This window comes from Vibrio splendidus 12E03 (assembly GCF_000272105.2).
GTDB classification, from domain to species: Bacteria; Pseudomonadota; Gammaproteobacteria; order Enterobacterales; family Vibrionaceae; genus Vibrio; species Vibrio splendidus_I.
In genome coordinates, this window is record NZ_AJZD02000298.1 from 1 (window position 1) to 18,122 (window position 18,122).

Sequence of the window (18,122 nt, forward strand, 5' to 3'; positions counted from 1 at the left end):
ACAGATACTGTCAAGTGGCGCATTCTAGCTCTATCATTCAAAAAAACATTCGTTCTATCTGATTTTAATATTTTTAGTAGTTTCTTACAGTCTTTTAGAGTTCCACTTTTAGGAGTTACAACAATCATGTGATTTTCAACCGCTGTTAACTTTTTCACATGAATAATACTGGCAGACGCGCGATAACGGTCACTAGGACTAGAAGTTCTTTTTACAACTATAAATGGTGGCATGAGTACTGTTCCCGAGAATTTTCGTTCTTCATCAACCTGAGAAATAATATTCCAAGCTATTGAATTTTTAGGATGAAAATAAGGATAGCTCTCCCCTTCTTTTGCATCTCGATACGCGACTAACGGGCCAGTTCGAACATCAAACAGATCCGATAATCTGGTATATTCTCCAATATCTTCGAACCAAGCGATTTGTGTTGTACCTTCGTGTTTAATCACACCTGACAATACGAATACGTCGACATTTGTCTTTGTGTTGAAACTTCCCCAAACTGAGCATTGAGCTTCAAATAAGCTAGAACAAAAACTTCTAAAGTCCTCGTAACGACTACCTGAACGAAGTACGTCTGGCAGAATTGCACTGACTTGACAATCTTCTGAAAGCACCCTTAAATATTGGTCAAAAATAATACCAGCAGCGTTCACTTTACCTTCTTTCCAATAATACTCTTTTGGAGATGGCCATATAGTGAAAGGAGGGTTCATTATTGCATGGGTCACATTGCTGATAGAGTCAGGACATACTGCCAAAGCATCTTGATGTTTGATGTTGGTAAGAAATTTTATAGCAGTATCGATACTGCAGTCTTTTTTTGCACCTCGGTATAAAGCTTCAATAACTATTCTTAGTCGTGTAGCTTCAACGAAAGATTCATGGATATCAAACCCATGAAGAACCTTCCCCCACTTATTAAGTGTTTCAGACAGAGTAGATTCCACATCTAACCTTCGCGAACATTCAATAAGCAAATTACCAGCGCCACACGTTGGGTCCAATACCACAGAATCGAACGTTATAGGTGACTGAAAGGCATTTACAGCTGATGCCGCCAATTCCGAACCAGTAAAAAAACTTCCAGCTTCCCTCATTTCATCAATAGTTAAGCATTCCCTTAAGACGAGATCGATAGAATCAAGGTCGACTAGTGAGCTTAAGATATTGGAATCTAATTGGTTTTCTTCTAGTTCAAGTAAATCACGAAGAGAAGTGTTGTGTTTATTTAACTGGTTCATACAAAAAACTGCAGGGAATTATGTCTCTATGATATCACAATGCGTGTACGTAACACACATTTAAACCTTTACTAAATTGTTGATATTAAAGGGATAAAAAATATACGACTTCCGGTCTTGATACATTCCCACTAAATAATGTTTTTATAAGTCCCAAACAAAAAAAGAGCCGCTAAAAAGCGGCTCTTGATTTTCAAACTATTCGAATTCGTTCAGATTACTCTTTACCGAATACGTTGTTCTCTTGCTCTTGTACACGGATAAAAGTCGTACGCTTAGTTAGCTCTTTAAGCTTTGCTGCACCTACGTATGTACAAGTTGAACGTACACCACCAAGGATGTCAGAAATTGTGTTGTGAACTGAACCACGGTATGGAAGTAAAACAGTTTTACCTTCCGCAGCACGGTACTTAGCAACACCACCTGAGTGCTTGTCCATAGCCGACTGAGACGACATTCCATAGAACTTCATGTATTGCTTACCGTCTTGCTCTACAACTTCACCGCCTGACTCAGAATGACCAGCTAGCATGCCGCCTAGCATTACGAAGTCAGCACCGCCGCCGAACGCTTTAGATACGTCACCCGCACATGAACAGCCACCGTCACCGATGATCATGCCGCCAAGGCCGTGTGCCGCGTCACCACACTCGATGATTGCAGAAAGTTGAGGGTAACCTACGCCTGTTTTAACACGTGTAGTACAAACAGAACCAGGGCCGATACCAACCTTAACGATGTCTGCGCCCGCTAGAATTAGCTCTTCAACCATGTCACCTGTTACAACGTTACCTGCAGAGATAACTTTAGTCGGGAATTCAGCACGTACTTTCTGTACGAACTCAACAAGGTGCTCTGAGTAGCCGTTAGCGATATCAATACAGATAAATACAAACTCTTCGCTAAGCGCCATGATCTTCTTAACTTTCTCGAACTCAGCTTCAGACGTACCTGTTGATACAAAAACGTTGTTCAGTGTTTTCTTGTCTGCTGTTTTAGCAAACTCAGCCCACTGCTCTACTGTGTAGTGCTTGTGTACTGCAGTCATAACACCGTGCTCTGCTAGAGCAGCTGCCATTTCAAAGCTTGCTACCGAATCCATGTTAGCTGCAATTACTGGAGTACCAGACCATTGACGACCGCTATGCTTGAATGTAAAATCGCGGGTTAATTCAACTTGAGAACGGCTTTTAAGGGTAGAACGCTTCGGACGGAAGAGTACATCTTTGAAACCTAACTTAAGTTCTTGTTCGATACGCATGGTGTTTTCCTTGATTCATAAAATTATGTGTCTCTCGCGAAATGCGTAGTAAAACCGTTGGCAGACGAGTTTACTTTTCTTCGGACACAAAAAAACCGGAGCGTTGGCAGACGCTCCGGTTTTCAGCATTATAGGTCGTGATTTAGTAACAGCAAGTCTGATATTTCATTTTTTTTTATGCTATCCTCTCAAAGATTCCATATCTGCTAAAACTTCCCTAGCTACACTTTCCCACTAAATTCTTACTAATTAATAACTTAGCGAACCATTCGAGCAAACGTTGTTGGTTTATTGCGCAATCGTTTTCCTCCCTTTTTTACGTAATGTCCCCCTCATAAAGCAATAATGTGAAGAAAGTGCCTCGAAATCACATAAAAACCACACTTTTCTCCAACAAAAAAATGCCTTTTTTCTTAAATAAATTCGATTTTTTTCTAATTTTTATCTGTTTTTGACCAAATTGGCCAATCTCGTGACGTTTTTGTTTTGCGGTCACTTGGAAAAGTAGAGTGATAGCGACTCGATCTAGAGACCAAGATTCACTTGGGTTTGAAAATTCAGCCCTCGCACTCCATTAAATAATGCTTTCAAACTCAAACTTTATAAATCTTAATTCTATTCACCCGTAGCATTGCCGTTCCGAAAGCACGTTTGGTGGCTTCTCGGTCGTTCATGTAACCTGGAATATTGAGTAAAGCGCATAGAAAAAGAGGATGGGTTGACGTGAAAAGTGAGGGGGAAGATTAGATTTGAAGAATAAAAAGCAAAAAAAATGGCTCAGGTAATTAACCTTAGCCATTTTTATTCGCTGATTAGACTGATGCTAATACGCGTATAGGAAAGCGTTGTTTGGCGAATAGAGCGATCTAGTTCTTTTGAGAGACTAACGCTTCAGCGGTCGCATCTTGAATCGACAAGAACAATGAGCTGACTTGCCCTGTTGGTGAGCGCATTGGGTTTAACGTCACGTTTTGATACATGAAGTCAGCTTGTTGGGTTACAGGCCTAACATTACGGCACTTAAACAGATAAGGCCTTTGTTGCCATGTAATGAAGCTACGGCAACCTAGGTCGTAGACTGGCTTGGTTTTGAGCCTAAACCACTCTTCAGGGATTTCAGGGAATAACTCAAAGATAGACTTACCGATCGCATCGTGCGATTGCTTGCCGCTATGGTGCGTCATGAAGCCATTCCAAACTTGTACCTGAAAGTCACGGTTAATGACCACCAGCCCCATATCGACGTTTTGAACCATGTCCACCATCCAGTGGAACTGTTCAAATTCAGCAGGAAGATTCAGCATATTAAAACTCCTCCATTAGGTAGGCCAATTTGTTGTCTAGAAGAGGCAGAGACTCATCAACGAACATAAATAGAAGATCACAACGGATTGAAGTGCCATCAATGTTGTAGCTGACTTCAAAGGTCATGGTCTTCTTAAACGAGCCGCTGGTATTTTCAATGACAGAATCAATCGAGATGTGTTGCCCTAGCAGAACCGGAGAACTCTGGAAGAAACGAACCTCAGATTGCTCCCCTAACCCATTCAAGAATGAGCCGACTAAGATGTTCGAAACATCCATCAGCAGTTCTAGTTCTTCAAGCTGTTCGCTTTCGGTTGGCACTTTCATGAGCTTCTTAAGATCGCTCACGCTGGAATCACTCAGTAAGACTAATGCTTCGCCTGCAATGCCTTCTCCGCTGAAGCCTTGGCAAACACCCGACACTTGGTCGTTGTCGGCTAGGTCACGAAGCGCCATGTGCAATTCGCTCACTTCGAAGATGTTGACGTTCGGAAGTGGTAAGTGGACAAATACATTAAAGTGACGAGCCAGTGCATCAGCAGCACGGCCTATTGCTACGTTCGCGACTTCCATATAAATATCGCGACGGCGCAGTATTGGCAGTTCTAAGGCGGTTGGAGTAATGATCTGAGGCTGTTTTGGCGGCTCAACATGCTCACGTAAAATCGCTTTTAACGCTTCTTTATCGATCGGTTTTTGCAAAAATGCTTTAGCACCGAGATCCATCACCTTCTGTTGCGCTTTTGGTTGTATGTCACCAGAAACAACGACAACAGGCGTGGTATCACCTAAACGTTGCATCTCTTCCAATGTGCCATAGCCATCTAATTCCGGCATGGTGAGGTCAAGGAACATCAGTTTGAATTGGTTTTGAGCGAGCTCTTCAAGTGCATTAAGCCCATGAACAGCAAAAGTTATATCTGCATTTAGAGAACTAGGCAGTGACCGAGCCATCTGCTTCCTTGCTAACGCAGAATCATCACATATAAGAACTGGGAACGACATAAATGCACCACTGACAAATTAAAGCTAATTCGAACGAGTGTAACAGAACATTATGGTATCAGGTACGGGGTGAATGGATTTATGTGCAGATTATTAGTAAGAATGATGAAACAGGTAGGTAAGCTAGTATTTCGCATTATTCTTCATGAAAAACAATATGCTACAAAGGTAATAGCCAATCCTTACTGTAGAGTAATAGCACTATTTTATTTAACAGCAGCCTTAACAAGCGAGTTTATTAAGGCTCGGTTGACTCATTCATTGAGCGGCTTTATATGCCCATGATAAGAGAGATAGTCTAAAGAACTAGAACTGATATGTAGGCCATAGAATCAGTAATGCGAAACGTATGATCACAGCAAATACCAGTAGAGCGATACCCAGACGGTACCATTTGTATTCAGCTATGTTCATTGGGATACGCTTGTAGAACATCGTAATCACGCCTTTCCAATCGCTACTGCGTCTTCCGTACTGCATCATACTCGTCAAAACAAACAGTGCGCCAAGCACTAACATTCCTTTTTCAGCCCAGAACAATCCAACTTCCATTTGTGTATTCCTTGATAAAACGGTGAGCAACTCAAATCATTCTAGTCACCTTTACGCTCAGTTTCTGTAAGACCAAGGTCTAAATTACGAAGTACGCAATTCAGGGCTTATAGGTCATTGTTGGTAATTGATAGTTCTCGGTCAGCAATACAAAGTTTATCGTTCAAGGTTCCATGGTAAAGGCGAGCATCACAAGCAAATCACGTATAAACATGATTCGATAGATCCGGGCACTTGCTGTTCCTTTGAATGACACGCATCAGTTGGATAAGCAGCAGAATACCTGTCACGCCCAAACCAACACCGATTCCACCCCAGATCCCTGCCAATTCAAATTTTGGCATCAAATACCAAGCGGCAGGTAGGCCAAACGCCCAGTAACCAATGGCTGTCATCACGGTTGGCATAGAAACAATCTTCATGCCTCTTAGCAGATTAATCGCCAGCAGTTGCCAAGCATCAACGATAAAGCACAGCGCCACTACCCAAATAACAGAAGCCAATAGTGAGGTCATTGCCCCCGTACCATCGTCTAACTTGAAGATAGAAGCGATCATCTCAGGCCATATGATAAACACAGCCGACAACGCCACACTCAACACCGACACCAATATGAAGCTTTGAATCGAGGTTCTTTTGATCCCTTCGTAGTTACCCGCACCGAAATCACGACCTACTAAAATCGCCGCAGCTTGTGAGAAGCCGAAATTGAAGTTCCAAGTAAAGCTTAAGCATTGCAGAAGGATTTGGTGCAAGGCTAACGAAGCAATACTGATCGTGCCCGCCATTAAGGTGCCGCCGTAAATAAGGCCATGCTCAAGTAATGCTGCCAAGCCGATAGGTAAACCCATCATTAAAAGCGGGCTCATCAACTTGATTGAGTACTCTTCTGTATTTAACCAAGGGGCGAACTGCTTGAATTCGTCACGCTTGAATACCCAAACCGTGTATCCAACCATCACGATAAATGCTGCGATAGCCGTACCTAAGCCTAAACCTGTTAGTCCCATGTCTAATTGGAAGGTTAAGAAGTAGCTGACTGGCACATTCAGAATTACGGTGATAATAGACATCACCAGAATAGAACGCACATTGCCAAACGCGCTGGTTAAGCCGCGAAGCACCAATAAGATAAGCGAAGGCAACATCACCCACTTCAAAGCATGGACATATTCCATGGCTAAAGTGATCACTTCTGGCGGCTGTTTGGCTGCTTCTAATACCAACGGAGCAAACCAGAAGCTGGCCATTAAGGTCACACTGAGCACGAATGCCAACATGGTTGCGCCTTTCACAGCCAATCTGATTTGAGTATTACCAAACTCAGGGCGAGCTACTCGCTGACCATAAGCAATCGCAATCAAGTTCGCGACACAACCCACGGTGCTGCTTGCAATAATGAAGATGAAAAAGTAGATAGAGGCGCCTAATCCACCAGCCGCAAGGGCTGACACACTGATACGCGACATCATCCAAACATCAGTAAGGACTAACGCCATGGAGATCAGCTGTGAAATGATCAAAGGGAATGCAAGAGTGAGTATTTTTTTCATGAGCGCCTCAGTTAATTTCGCCCAAAATACGATCGATGGGGCTAGCGTTCAATTGATAAATTTGCGACTCTAACATTCCAAAAACTCATGCGAACGAATTATGACCCCATATCCTAGCTTGCCATCCTCACATAATGGCTTAAAAGCCTTCGAAGCGGCTGCAAGGCTGATGAGCTTTACGTTGGCTGCCGATGAACTCAACGTGACACAGAGTGCAATCAGCCGTCAGATCAAACAGCTTGAAGATGAGCTGAACGCATCGCTGATCATTCGTAAGCATCGAGCCATCGAATTAACGGTACAAGGTCATGATTTGTATGTGGCTTTGCGTGAAAGCTACGACAATATCGAATCGGTGATCGCCTCTTGGAGTGAGCCAAAACAGAAGCGCATAGTAATTAAAGCGACCTTGAGCTTTGCTACACGGGTGTTGATCTCTAAGGTTCGCGAATTAAACGAGCGTTACTCTGATTACGAGATCGTTATCGTTCCTGTGATTGAAGAGGATGAAGCGATCAACAGCAGCGAGTACGACTTGTTGATCTTCCATACTCGATTTAAAAAACGATACGACAACACACCTGATATCGCCTTCCTACGTGAAGAGTTTATGGCGCCAGTCTGTTCTACGAGTTTAACGAATGCTGTTGGTTTGACTAAGAAAGGCACCGACCTCGATTCGATCTTAACCATGCCAAGGCTCCACCCGACCTTAGATCATCATGATTGGAAAGTATGGTTGGCCGATGTCGAATCGCCACCGAAAAAGCCCGTCAGAAATACCAGCTTCTTATCTTTGGATATGGCGCTCAGTGCGTGCTTATCTGGTGAAGGCGTCACGGTGACAGATCTGCTTTTGGTTTTGCAGGATCTGCAACGTGGTTTCTTGTATTGCCCAGAAAATGCCAAGATCCAGAACAGTGCGTGGACTTACTTCATCCACCAGCGCACTCACTCGCCTGTGATCAATGATCTCATTGATTGGCTTAAAGGAGAGACTGCAAAAGAGATCGAATTGTTGAAAGCGCTCTCCCATCAAAATCATTGGTTTGGTGTTATTAGCGATCAACAGTAACGATAAGCCTTAAGCTTAGATACAAATAAGCCGCAGAACTTGCTACGGCTTATGCTTTTTACCAGTGGTGTTCGCTCTAGAGAATAAGCATTAAAGCTTAAACATACGTGCACTGCGCGGTGGTAGATTGAACGTATGGTAGCGAGAAGAAATGGTTTCTGTCGCGCTGCTTAATACGTCTTTGTATTGAACATGCCAATTGAACTCATGTTGGTAGGTATCAACCGTCACGCCACGCGTTTCTCCACACTTATTAATTCCAACAACGCCTTCTTTGCCACGCTTAAATAGCAAAGTACATTGGTCGCTCGAAATCATCGTCATTGATTTACCTTGCATCGCGTTATGGAAGCTCAGCATATTCTTCATGTTCGAGCTATTCCAAACATTGCCCCAACGACCGTTATCCTTATCTTCAGAATCCGGTAGATCATCACTGTAGATCAACGGCGTACCACCATCTTTACCAAGGATATAAGCGTAAGCAAGCTGCTCATCTTGTGGGTTCATAATTTGGTAACGGAAGCCGTCGTTGGTTGGAATGTCATGTGTGATCGCGAAGGTGATCGAACGGTTGTCATCGAGTGCTTGGCCGTACGCTTTTGGATCGTGCAACTGATTCAAACCACCGCCCATTGAGAACGCCGATCGAATCGATGCAAACAACGGGAAATCGTAAGCAGAGTGATTAGTATTATTCAGGTAAGGCGCTAAGAACGATTCGTAGCCACTGTTCCCTGCTCCACCGCTAGTAATCACTTCACCGAACACATGCATGTTCGCAGTAATTTCAGACGTGAATACCTGATCGATTTGATATTGGCTCATGTGCTTCACCGCATCAATTCGGAAACCTTTGATGCCCATATCTTTTAGCGCTTTCAGATACAAACGCTGTTGTGAAACCACCCAGTTATTTGGTTCGAGATCTGGAAGCCCCACATCACCATCGGCACCACATAAACGCCAGTACTGAACATGGCCAGGATCGTTCCAGTCAGTAATACAGCCTGCGGCATGGAAATCGTTAGCCGAGACAAAACCTTGTGCTAGGTTGCCAAACAGAGTTTGGTCAGCATAGTAGCTTGAACGGCTAGCATAATCGTTTAACACTTCAGTACCTGGGTAATCCAAGTCACTTCGCTTCCAGCTTTCATTCGCCATATGGTTCAGCACCACATCAGCGTAAACATCAACGCCCACAGCTTTTAGTGCGGCGATCATTGCGGCTAAATCTTGTTTATTGCCCAAAGGAGAATCAATGGTACGCAGATCTTGTGGCTGGTAACGCGCCCACCATTGGCTGCCGCTGGATTTCATTGCTGGAGCAACCAACACCTTCTTATAGCCAGCTTGTGCAATTTGATCGGCGTTGGCTGTCACATCTGAATATTTCCAGTTGAAAGCATGCAAAATGGTGTCGGCGTAAGTGGCTGAACTAAAAGAGCAAAGCGCGAGCGTGGATATGAGTAGGGTATTGATTGGTTTCATAGAACATATCTCTTATTATAAATTCACGAGAATGATATGACTAAGAACGACAATTAAAACGACCGATAAATCAGAGTTGAATTAGCGTCACCTTCTGTTGATGTTGATTTTATAAAATTGAGTTATAACCGATCTTATGTGAGATAAAAACGAATCGATCTGAAATGAGAATTAATTGAATCAAGTTGACCAGAACAGGACAAAGACTTTGGTCGGCTCTTCTAAACTAAGTTATGATTCCTGCTCCCTCAACCGATTGATATTTTTATGCCTTCTTTCTCTTTTTCAATGATCCCTGTTGGGGTTAGGTTCATGATCCTCTCTGCTTTTGGATTCGCACTGATGTCTGCGTGTGTGAAATACATCAGCAACTACGGCATACCTGTATTCGAAATTGTTGCAGCAAGGGCTTTGGTGTCTTTGATCATCAGTTATATCGACGTTAAGCGAAAAGGCATTTCGATCTGGGGAAATAACAAACCTTTGTTGCTTGTTCGAGGCGCAGTTGGTACAGCAGCCTTGATGTGTGTTTACTACGCTGTGACCACTTTGCCATTAGCCGAAGCGACCATTCTACAATACGTTCATCCTGTATTTACCGCCCTACTTGGCGTGTTATTTCTGAAAGAACGCGTCCAAAAATCGACCATGATCTGCATTGCGTTCTGCCTAGCGGGATTATTAGTGATGGTACAACCAAGTATGAACAGTGGCGCGAGCAGCGAGTTACCACTATTTAGCATTATGGTGGCGTTATGTGGCGCATTTGGTAGCTCAATTGCTTATGTGATTGTGAGAAAGCTTAGCCAAACGGAAGACAGCTCTGTCATCATCTTCTACTTCCCTCTGGTTGCTCTGCCAATATCAACAGCTCTTATCTGGAACGACTTTGTATGGCCTAGCCTATTCCTAACCATGATGCTTGTGCTAGTCGGGATCTTCACTCAAATAGGTCAATACGGTTTAACCAAAGCGATGCAGACTCAAGCAGCGGGTAAAGCTTCGGCTTACTCTTACGTTCAGATCGTCTTCTCGGCACTGTTAGGCGTGTGGATCTTTAATGAAATCCCATCGGTTTGGACTTATCTAGGCGGTAGCCTGATTGTGACTGGCGCGCTGATTAATGTGTTTGGTAAACAGCTATTAGTGCCGTTCAAGGCTAAATAAGTAACCCGCTCAATATCAGCTAATAAATAGATCTAAAAAGGGCATTGCGGAATATTCCACAATGCCCTTTTCTGTAAGTCTTCCTAACACCCTTTCTTAAACGTTTTATTTCGAACAAACTCGCTCTAACACACCAACTCGGTTAACGAGTTTTATTACGTGGCGTTGCGTAGCTTGGGATCATCGCTCAGGTATTCAACGAACTCAATTTCAAAACCAGCCGGATCCACAAAGTAGACGTTTTTTCGATAAGGTTCTTCGGCACCGGGTTTGGCAATTGGAAAGCCCGCATCAACAAGGCGTTGAGTGACACTTTCGATATTATTGGTCACATAAGCGAAGTGTGCGAGACCAACAGAATGCCCAGCCAAATCTCTATTTTCACCTTCACCGTGATCACTTATTGCTATGTATTGGTACTCGTCGCCAAAATGCAGCCAGTTACGTGGCTTACCTGACCATTCGCCTTTTCCTTCATCACGAACGTACCAGTGTGGAAACGCCGCTTTATAGAAAGTCAGCATTTCAGGGATGTCCTTAACGACTAAATTCACATGTTCAAGTTGGATCATTCTTCTCTCCTTAAAGTATTTTCGTAAGCAACGTTGCACATCCTAATACCTCAAGTTAAGTTGAGGTAAAGCACTAATTTGCATTTATTTCGAGAACGTCTTTAGAGCCCAAATTGTCGTATTTTCTGCGATACAAGCTTTAAGTTTAGACGACCTTCTCTAAGGTGAATTCTTTGGCACCGAGCTTACTAATTCACATGCTTTAAGCTAAGCGACAAACAACCTCATGAATAAATAGAGTCGACTTGTTCGTGCTTCAACGATAAGTCTTGTTGTAGAAAATCCAACAAGTATCGATGTAACTTAGGCTGGTATTGTCTTGAGGGATACAGCGCCCATATGCCAACAGGGTTCACTTGACAGTCTGTTAGCAGAATAGTCAGAGATCCAGCTTGTGCTTCATTGTCAATAAAAGGCAGAGGTAAACACGCTATACCTTTGCCATTAATCGCAGCATTAAGAAGTATGGAACTATCATTTACAGAATAGTTACTTGTGACCGTTACATTAATAGGCTGAGCAGATTTAGAATCGGCTTTAGAAACAAACAGCCAATCATTGCCTATTCGTTTGTGGATCAAGCAATTGTGATCGAGCAAATCTTCGGGAGATAAAGGAGCCCCATGCTCTGCTAGATATTGAGGGGAAGCGCAAACCACCGATGGACAATCAGCCAATTTCTTTCCAATTAAAGATTCAGGAAGGTCATTGCTCAACTCGATTGCCATATCAACTCCATGTTTTATCAAATCCAGTGACTGATTCGACAGCGTGAGATCGATTTCAATATCAGGGTACTTAAGCATGAATTGTTCAATAGCTTGGGCAAGATAACCCTGACCAAACGAAATGCTAGTAACCAGTGAAATCCTTCCTTTAGGTTGAGAGTTTTGTTCTTGGGCTAAGCTATATAGTTGGGCATTCTGCTCTAAAATATTCTGGCAGAAAGGCAATAAATCACGACCGGCGTTAGTGATACCTAAGCTTCTTGTTGAGCGATACAGTAAACATACACCTAAAGACTTTTCCAACGCGGTTATATGCCTAGTCGCCATGGATCGTGACATTCCTAAAGCCTCAGATGCTGCCGTCAGGCTTCCTAGATCGACAGTAGAAACGAAAACTTCCATTGAAACAATTCTATCCATATACCCTCAATAGTTCGATTTATGCAACAATCTATTGACGTATAGCATATATATCAACTTCAAACTAGGTTTTATACTGACCTTCTATTCCAATACCGAGCCGAATGAAATGAAAAAAACAATGGTACTAGTCGCATGCCTCAGTGCAGGTTTAATTCAAAGTAATACACTATTTGCCCAGACTCAAAATGCTGAAAACTCAACGGTAGCAATTATTGAGTCTGGTAAACTTATGGGAAGCAACCATGATGGTGTGACTACATTTTATGACGTTCCATATGCGCAGAACCCTTTTACGGCAGATCGCCGTTTTCAAGCTCCGCAAGCATACGAAACTTGGAGTGGAATATTAGATGCAACAAAAGCAGGTCAACCCGTTCCACAACCAAGTCGAGGTAAAAACATCACCTTGGTGGGGGCTCCCGAACATCTTACTCTGAACATATGGACACCTACTAACGCCATTGCTGCCAACAACAAGGCATCAAATGAAAAGCTGCCTGTCATGGTGTGGATCCCAGGCGGTGCTTTTATCCGAGAAGACGCTGCAGAGTTGGCTTATGATGGTACAAGCTTTGCGAAGAACAACGTGATCGTTGTAACGATCAATTATCGCGTAGGCGTTGATGGCTTCATGCACCTTAAAGGCACACCGGATAATCGCGGCATTCTTGATCAAATCATGGCTCTTAAATGGGTACAAAATAACATCGAAGATTTTGGTGGAGACCCTAGCCAAGTGACGGTCGCAGGTCAATCAGCCGGGGCAGAAAGTGTTGCCATTTTATTAGGTACCGAAAAAGCCGAAGGCCTATTCCAAAAAGCCATTATGCAAAGCCCTCCAATGGCATTTTTAACCCAAAAAGAAGCTGATAAAATCACACAAAGCTATACTGAAAAACTTAATATCCCAGCCACCGTTGAAGGTTTATCTACAGTCCCATTTCCTGAATTAGTTAAGAACGTTATTGATATGGGCTATACCATACAAGATCGTGACAAATGGGGAATGCTGTCGTGGGGAGGCACCGCATTCTTGCCCGTTGTTGATGGGGATATCATTGTCGAGTCTCCAATGAAAGATCTCGCCAAAGCTTCACCTTCTATTCCCGTCATCGTTGGTAGCACAGATCAAGAATCACGACTCTACTTGGTACCAAGTGGTGCCGTAAACAATACGACCGAACAAACGAAGTCGCTACTATTGTCTGACTTGTCACTGGAAGGTCGCCCTGCTGATGTGTATTCAACAAAAGACACCGGAAAATCTATTGGAGACACTTTTGCCGACATCCAATCTGATTTTACGTTTAGAATGCCAGCACTTCACATTGCTCAACAGTTAACTAAAAACGACAACAAAGTTTGGCATTATAACTTTTCTTGGATGTCACCAGCGTTTGATGGCCACTTAGGAGCCGCGCACTTTGTTGACGTACCGTTTGTGTTTAATACCACTAACAACGAACAAACAAAAACATTTGTCGGCTCACAGCCTCCAGTTGAACTTATTAATGCCATGCACAATCAATGGCTAACGTTCATCAAGACAAGTAAAGCTGATTGGTCTCCTTACAACTTATCGGAACGACCAACAATGCAATTTGATGTTACATCGAAACAGGTCAATGACCCCGAAGACTCCGTACGGAAGTTATGGAAAAACTATCAGTTTTGAGCGGAAAGATCGGATAAAAAACAAAAAGCGAACCACTTAGGTTCGCTTTTCTTTCATCTAGCACGTTTCGTCTTTGCAATACGCGGCGGTTAAGCCGCAGATATTATGAATTGGACTGATTCACCTCTACATCGAGAGATGCTCTGTTCCCTAGACTAAAGAACTTCTTCCATTTAATCGGCATCATTGGAATAAAGTTTCCGAATACTTATTACCAAAAACCAAAGGTATTAAGGAATAAGTATCCATCCTTTCCAGCTGTCTGATAGCCTCCTAAATCGCGACACACATTGGTGTATTTGAAATAGGGTCTCGAAACACGCTCGCTTTGAGATCAAATACGTTACTGAGCATGGTTTCGGTCATCACTTCATCAGGCGAGCCCTCTGCGATTAAGCGTCCCTTTTCCAAAACCACTAAATGGTCGCAATAACGACTGGCTTGGTTCAGGTCATGCAACACAACAACCACCGTTTTCCCTTTAGCATTCATCTGTTGCATCAGGTTCATTAATTCCACCTGGTGAGACATATCAAGGTATGTGGTCGGTTCATCCAACATCACGACATCCGTATCTTGCGCAATTACCATCGCAATCCATGCTCTTTGACGCTGGCCACCAGACAATGACTCAATAGGCTTATCAGCAAACTCGAGCACACCTATATCTCGCATTGCTTGCTCGACAATCCTTTGATCGTCCTGTCCTAACCTTCCCCAATGGGATACATAGGGCGAACGGCCATATTCGACCAATTTTCTGACCGTGATCCCTTCCGGGCTGACCAAGATTTGCGGAAGAAGTGACAACGAATGAGCGAGCGCTTTATCGCAGTAGCTTGATAGCGGTTTGTCTTCAAACAACACCTCTCCAGCCACTGGCTTGTTAATTCTTACTAACGTCTTTAATAAGGTGGATTTACCGCACCCGTTAGGTCCTATCAATGCGGTGATTTTTCCCTTAGGGATAGAAACCGACAGGTTCGGTATGATCGTTTGTTTGCCGTACGCGACGGAAAGATTCTGCGTTTTAAGCATAGTTACCAACCTCGATAACGATAGAGAAGAAAGATGAAATATGGCGCGCCAATCACAGACGTGAGAACGCCTGCTGGCAATTCAATAGGTGGTTGTAGACCTCTGGCCAACCCATCAGCGCCTGTAACCAGAATTGCCCCTACCAGTGCAGATGCTGGGATTAACAACTTATGATTATGTCCAAACAACAAGCGTGCTAAGTGAGGTGCCAATAAACCCACAAAACTTATTGTTCCCGCAACAGAAACGCTAACACTGGCAAGCAATACAGCGGCCAATAAAGCGAGAGCCTGAATCTGTTTTGGCTTAGTACCCAATGTGGTTGCACTTTCCTCGCCAAGCCCCATCACATCTAATCGCCAAGCAAGCCATAATGCCATGGGTAACAACAAGAGCAGTGCACTCCAAATATACGGGACTTGCTGCCAATTTCTGCCCCAAAGACTGCCTGTTAGCCACACCATGGCCGTGTTGATCTCTATTGGGTTGGTGACTAGCAAGAAGTCGATACAACTGGCCAGAAACGCACTCACCGCAATACCAATCAGCGCCAATTTGGCGGGTGTTGGCCTTGACCACCAGGCCAATACAAAAACCAGCCCAGCAGCCAATACCCCACCGAACATCGCCACAACCGGAAGCACACTGACTGGTGCATTGGGGAACCAAACTAAACTCGCTGTCGCAGCAAGTCCTGCCCCAGCGCTAATACCCATAAGATCAGGCGATGCTAACGGATTACGTATCACGCCTTGCACTAATACCCCTGAAAGCCCTAACCCTGCACCCACGCTTATCGCGAGCCACATACGTGGTAGCCGATACTGATGGATAACAAAGTCGTCGCTGGAAAACGCGACCAAATGTTCGATGAATTGAGAAACAGAAAGCGAAGCTGCGCCGACAAACAAACCTGCGGATGCCACTAATATGAGAATCCCTGATAACAAAACTATCTTAGTGTAATGGTGCATTAAGATCTCCTCGTCGCAATCAAAATAAAACAAGGTGTTCCGAGCAAAGCAGTAATAACACCAACGGGTGTTTCAGTCGGGAAAGCAATCGCTCGAGACAGCGCATCTGACCAAGAGACCAATGCTGCGCCTGCCAATGCGGAAATAGGAATCAGTAAATGGTAATTGTGCCCAACCATAGGACGAACTAAGTGGGGAATTAACAATCCGACAAAGCCAATAGGCCCGGCAATAGCGACACTCGCGCCCGCCAGCAAAACAATGGTCACACTACAAATGAATCGCGTAAGGCGGATGTTGCTGCCTAGCCCAACCGCAACCTCCTCACCAAGCGCCAGTAAATTAAGGTTACGCGCCAAGCTAATAGCTAACCCTAGCCCAACAATTATGGGCGGCCACAACATTCGCCATTGTTCATCATCCACACTAGACAGTGAGCCAGTAAGCCAATGCAAGACGCTATAGGCCATATCGTCAGCAAGAATCAGCGCCGCTCGTGTCAGTCCGAGCAATAACGCAGTAATGGCTATACCCGCGAGAACCAAACGTAGCGGATGAGAACGTGCAGAGAAAAAACCACCGAGGAGCATCACGGCACCGCCGCTTAGCAATGCACCAAGAACCGCATTAAGGATTGGGTTTAAATCACTAACCACAGGTATGCCTATTGCAGCTAACGCCATAAAACAGGCTGCGCCAGCGTTAATGCCAAGAATCGACGGAGACGCGAGTGGATTGCGCGTCAAACCTTGCATCAATAACCCAGCGACTGCCAAGCTCGCACCAATCAATAGCCCCGCATAAGCTCTTGGTGCTCTTAGCGTCGCCAATATTTGATGAGTCATATTGTTTTCATCAAACGCAAACCAGTAGTGAATCAAGTCACTCAATGTTAAAGAGAAATTAGACCACCCAGTCATCGAGGCCGCGTAACCAGACAGTGCCAAACACGACACTAATGCCGTAAATAATATGACTCGCCACGACAGTATTGGCCAGAATCGCTTACTTTTAGAGAACAACATCGTACTCATGATGGATCCAAGATCTGCTCAAGATTTTTCGCCATTTGTTCTGCCGCTAACATGCCTCGGTTCAATGACCAAAGTGCTGGTGACACTTCTACAACTTGCTGTTTTTTTGCAGAGGTAAGTACATTGAATAGCGGATTTTTCTGCCAATCATCAACAATATTTGGATGAGAGTAAGCACCAAGGAGCAACCAATCCGGATTGGTTTTCAACAACAACTCAAAGCTGGTTGGTAAATATGCCTTCTCTGTTGGTTTCACAATAGGGCTCGCAATGCCTAATGTGGTCAGCACGCCCCCTGCGTAAGATGCAGGGCTATGTAACCACATACCTTTATCCGACACGACAGCGAATTGGACGGTTTGTTTGAGCGAGAAATGACTTTTAAATTCAGCCATGGCCTGTTGATGTTGTTGAATTCGTTGTCCCATTGATGATTGCTTATCGAGAGCGATACCAATTTTGAGCGCAGACTCCAAATTCTCTTGATAAGTCTCACCACGGCTTTTAAGCAGTAGAGTTGGCGCGATGCGTTGTAGATCTTGATAGACCGTACGATGACGCTCTGCATCTGCAATGATCAGGTCAGGCTTTAATACCGCAATGGCTTCTAGGCTTGGCTGAGAACGCATACCAACCGATTCCCATGGTTGAACCAATTCACGCACCGCCGGAATCACTCGCGAAGCATCATTGTCATCCGCGACACCAACAGGAGAAACACCCACCGCAGCGAGTGCATCTACAAATGAAAACTCCAACACCACAATACGTTGCGGGGTAGTCGCTATCTCAAACTGACCCTGCTCGTCTTGTATGACCCTTGTTTGTGCTGAACTGGAGAATGAGAACAAGCTTAAAATCAGCAAAGCTAAGGTTATTGCTATCCTGCTGAATAAAAACGGCCGATTAAATGACAGCAGTCCGTTCGACAGCTGCAATGGATTCGAAAACAAGAGTCGGGAGCTGTTTTCCATATTTAATTTTCCTTAAACGCTAGAACCGTGAAAGCCGCCAAGAGTATT

Annotated in this window: 16 protein-coding genes; 3 read left to right on the top strand and 13 right to left on the bottom strand. The window is 44.0% G+C overall.

Annotated elements, in window-relative coordinates:
- The 6 genes from A142_RS18625 to A142_RS18650 all read right to left on the bottom strand — a co-directional run.
- On the bottom strand, positions 1–1,247 hold a 1,247-nt coding region (locus tag A142_RS18625), incomplete at its 3' end, for an SAM-dependent methyltransferase (protein WP_019821696.1).
- Between the two features lie 217 nt (positions 1,248–1,464).
- Positions 1,465–2,508 (bottom strand): GMP reductase, encoded by a 1,044-nt coding sequence (locus A142_RS18630; protein WP_009844818.1) that lies wholly within the window; start codon positions 2,506–2,508, stop codon positions 1,465–1,467.
- An 866-nt stretch (positions 2,509–3,374) separates the two neighbouring features.
- Positions 3,375–3,812 carry a PAS domain-containing protein gene (locus A142_RS18635; RefSeq protein WP_004731659.1) on the bottom strand — a complete coding sequence of 146 codons (438 nt, stop codon included), beginning with the start codon at positions 3,810–3,812 and terminating at the stop codon, positions 3,375–3,377.
- Position 3,813: 1 nt separating this feature from the next.
- Positions 3,814–4,818 (bottom strand): response regulator, encoded by a 1,005-nt coding sequence (locus A142_RS18640; protein WP_019821697.1) that lies wholly within the window; start codon positions 4,816–4,818, stop codon positions 3,814–3,816.
- Between the two features lie 306 nt (positions 4,819–5,124).
- A complete protein-coding gene (locus tag A142_RS18645) occupies positions 5,125–5,370 on the bottom strand; it encodes a hypothetical protein (RefSeq protein ID WP_017630837.1) in 246 nt (81 codons plus the stop codon).
- A gap of 200 nt (positions 5,371–5,570) precedes the next feature.
- Entirely contained in the window at positions 5,571–6,923 is a 1,353-nt protein-coding gene (locus tag A142_RS18650) for an MATE family efflux transporter (protein WP_019821699.1), read from the bottom strand.
- Between the two features lie 100 nt (positions 6,924–7,023).
- On the opposite strand from A142_RS18650, the gene A142_RS18655 reads away from it, so the two are divergent.
- On the top strand, positions 7,024–7,998 hold the full coding sequence (locus A142_RS18655) for a LysR family transcriptional regulator (protein ID WP_019821700.1): 975 nt from the start codon (positions 7,024–7,026) through the stop codon (positions 7,996–7,998).
- A gap of 90 nt (positions 7,999–8,088) precedes the next feature.
- On the opposite strand, the gene A142_RS18660 is transcribed toward A142_RS18655, so the two are convergent.
- A complete protein-coding gene (locus A142_RS18660) occupies positions 8,089–9,489 on the bottom strand; it encodes an alpha-amylase family protein (protein WP_019821701.1) in 1,401 nt (466 codons plus the stop codon).
- Between the two features lie 267 nt (positions 9,490–9,756).
- On the opposite strand from A142_RS18660, the gene A142_RS18665 reads away from it, so the two are divergent.
- The gene (locus A142_RS18665; protein ID WP_019821702.1) at positions 9,757–10,656 is read left to right on the top strand and encodes a DMT family transporter; all 900 of its coding nucleotides are present in this window, start codon (positions 9,757–9,759) and stop codon (positions 10,654–10,656) included.
- Between the two features lie 155 nt (positions 10,657–10,811).
- Here A142_RS18665 and A142_RS18670 read toward each other — a convergent pair whose 3' ends face one another.
- On the bottom strand, positions 10,812–11,228 hold the full coding sequence (locus A142_RS18670) for a VOC family protein (protein WP_029405404.1): 417 nt from the start codon (positions 11,226–11,228) through the stop codon (positions 10,812–10,814).
- A gap of 224 nt (positions 11,229–11,452) precedes the next feature.
- The gene (locus tag A142_RS18675) at positions 11,453–12,376 is read right to left on the bottom strand and encodes a LysR family transcriptional regulator (RefSeq protein ID WP_019821704.1); all 924 of its coding nucleotides are present in this window, start codon (positions 12,374–12,376) and stop codon (positions 11,453–11,455) included.
- A 121-nt stretch (positions 12,377–12,497) separates the two neighbouring features.
- Between A142_RS18675 and A142_RS18680 the strand changes: the two genes are divergently transcribed.
- Positions 12,498–14,054 (top strand): carboxylesterase/lipase family protein, encoded by a 1,557-nt coding sequence (locus tag A142_RS18680; protein ID WP_019821705.1) that lies wholly within the window; start codon positions 12,498–12,500, stop codon positions 14,052–14,054.
- A gap of 273 nt (positions 14,055–14,327) precedes the next feature.
- Here the strand turns inward: A142_RS18680 and fecE are convergent, their stop codons facing one another.
- From fecE to A142_RS18700, 4 genes are read right to left on the bottom strand one after another with little or no spacing between them, the layout of a single operon-like run.
- Complete coding sequence (fecE, locus tag A142_RS18685) at positions 14,328–15,092, bottom strand: Fe(3+) dicitrate ABC transporter ATP-binding protein FecE (RefSeq protein ID WP_020628670.1); 765 nt, start codon at positions 15,090–15,092, stop codon at positions 14,328–14,330.
- A gap of 2 nt (positions 15,093–15,094) precedes the next feature.
- Positions 15,095–16,066: a FecCD family ABC transporter permease gene (locus A142_RS18690; protein ID WP_029405405.1), complete on the bottom strand. Its 972-nt coding sequence runs from the start codon at positions 16,064–16,066 to the stop codon at positions 15,095–15,097.
- Entirely contained in the window at positions 16,066–17,100 is a 1,035-nt protein-coding gene (locus A142_RS18695) for a FecCD family ABC transporter permease (protein WP_019821708.1), read from the bottom strand. Before A142_RS18695 ends, A142_RS18690 begins: the two co-directional genes overlap by 1 nt.
- Positions 17,097–18,074 carry a Fe(3+) dicitrate ABC transporter substrate-binding protein gene (locus A142_RS18700; RefSeq protein ID WP_019821709.1) on the bottom strand — a complete coding sequence of 326 codons (978 nt, stop codon included), beginning with the start codon at positions 18,072–18,074 and terminating at the stop codon, positions 17,097–17,099. Before A142_RS18700 ends, A142_RS18695 begins: the two co-directional genes overlap by 4 nt.
- Positions 18,075–18,122: the final 48 nt, after the last annotated feature.

Bases quoted from the DNA above. Each gene is read 5' to 3' on its own strand.
- A142_RS18670 (WP_029405404.1), bottom strand. From the start codon at position 11,228: ATGATCCAACTTGAACATGTGAATTTAGTCGTTAAGGACATCCCTGAA.
- A142_RS18650 (WP_019821699.1), bottom strand. From the start codon at position 6,923: ATGAAAAAAATACTCACTCTTGCATTCCCTTTGATCATTTCACAGCTG.
- A142_RS18700 (WP_019821709.1), bottom strand. From the start codon at position 18,074: ATGGAAAACAGCTCCCGACTCTTGTTTTCGAATCCATTGCAGCTGTCG.
- A142_RS18645 (WP_017630837.1), bottom strand. From the start codon at position 5,370: ATGGAAGTTGGATTGTTCTGGGCTGAAAAAGGAATGTTAGTGCTTGGC.
- A142_RS18675 (WP_019821704.1), bottom strand. From the start codon at position 12,376: ATGGATAGAATTGTTTCAATGGAAGTTTTCGTTTCTACTGTCGATCTA.
- A142_RS18640 (WP_019821697.1), bottom strand. From the start codon at position 4,818: ATGTCGTTCCCAGTTCTTATATGTGATGATTCTGCGTTAGCAAGGAAG.
- A142_RS18690 (WP_029405405.1), bottom strand. From the start codon at position 16,066: ATGCACCATTACACTAAGATAGTTTTGTTATCAGGGATTCTCATATTA.
- A142_RS18655 (WP_019821700.1), top strand. From the start codon at position 7,024: ATGACCCCATATCCTAGCTTGCCATCCTCACATAATGGCTTAAAAGCC.
- A142_RS18630 (WP_009844818.1), bottom strand. From the start codon at position 2,508: ATGCGTATCGAACAAGAACTTAAGTTAGGTTTCAAAGATGTACTCTTC.
- A142_RS18665 (WP_019821702.1), top strand. From the start codon at position 9,757: ATGCCTTCTTTCTCTTTTTCAATGATCCCTGTTGGGGTTAGGTTCATG.
- A142_RS18660 (WP_019821701.1), bottom strand. From the start codon at position 9,489: ATGAAACCAATCAATACCCTACTCATATCCACGCTCGCGCTTTGCTCT.
- A142_RS18680 (WP_019821705.1), top strand. From the start codon at position 12,498: ATGGTACTAGTCGCATGCCTCAGTGCAGGTTTAATTCAAAGTAATACA.
- fecE (WP_020628670.1), bottom strand. From the start codon at position 15,092: ATGCTTAAAACGCAGAATCTTTCCGTCGCGTACGGCAAACAAACGATC.
- A142_RS18635 (WP_004731659.1), bottom strand. From the start codon at position 3,812: ATGCTGAATCTTCCTGCTGAATTTGAACAGTTCCACTGGATGGTGGAC.
- A142_RS18695 (WP_019821708.1), bottom strand. From the start codon at position 17,100: ATGAGTACGATGTTGTTCTCTAAAAGTAAGCGATTCTGGCCAATACTG.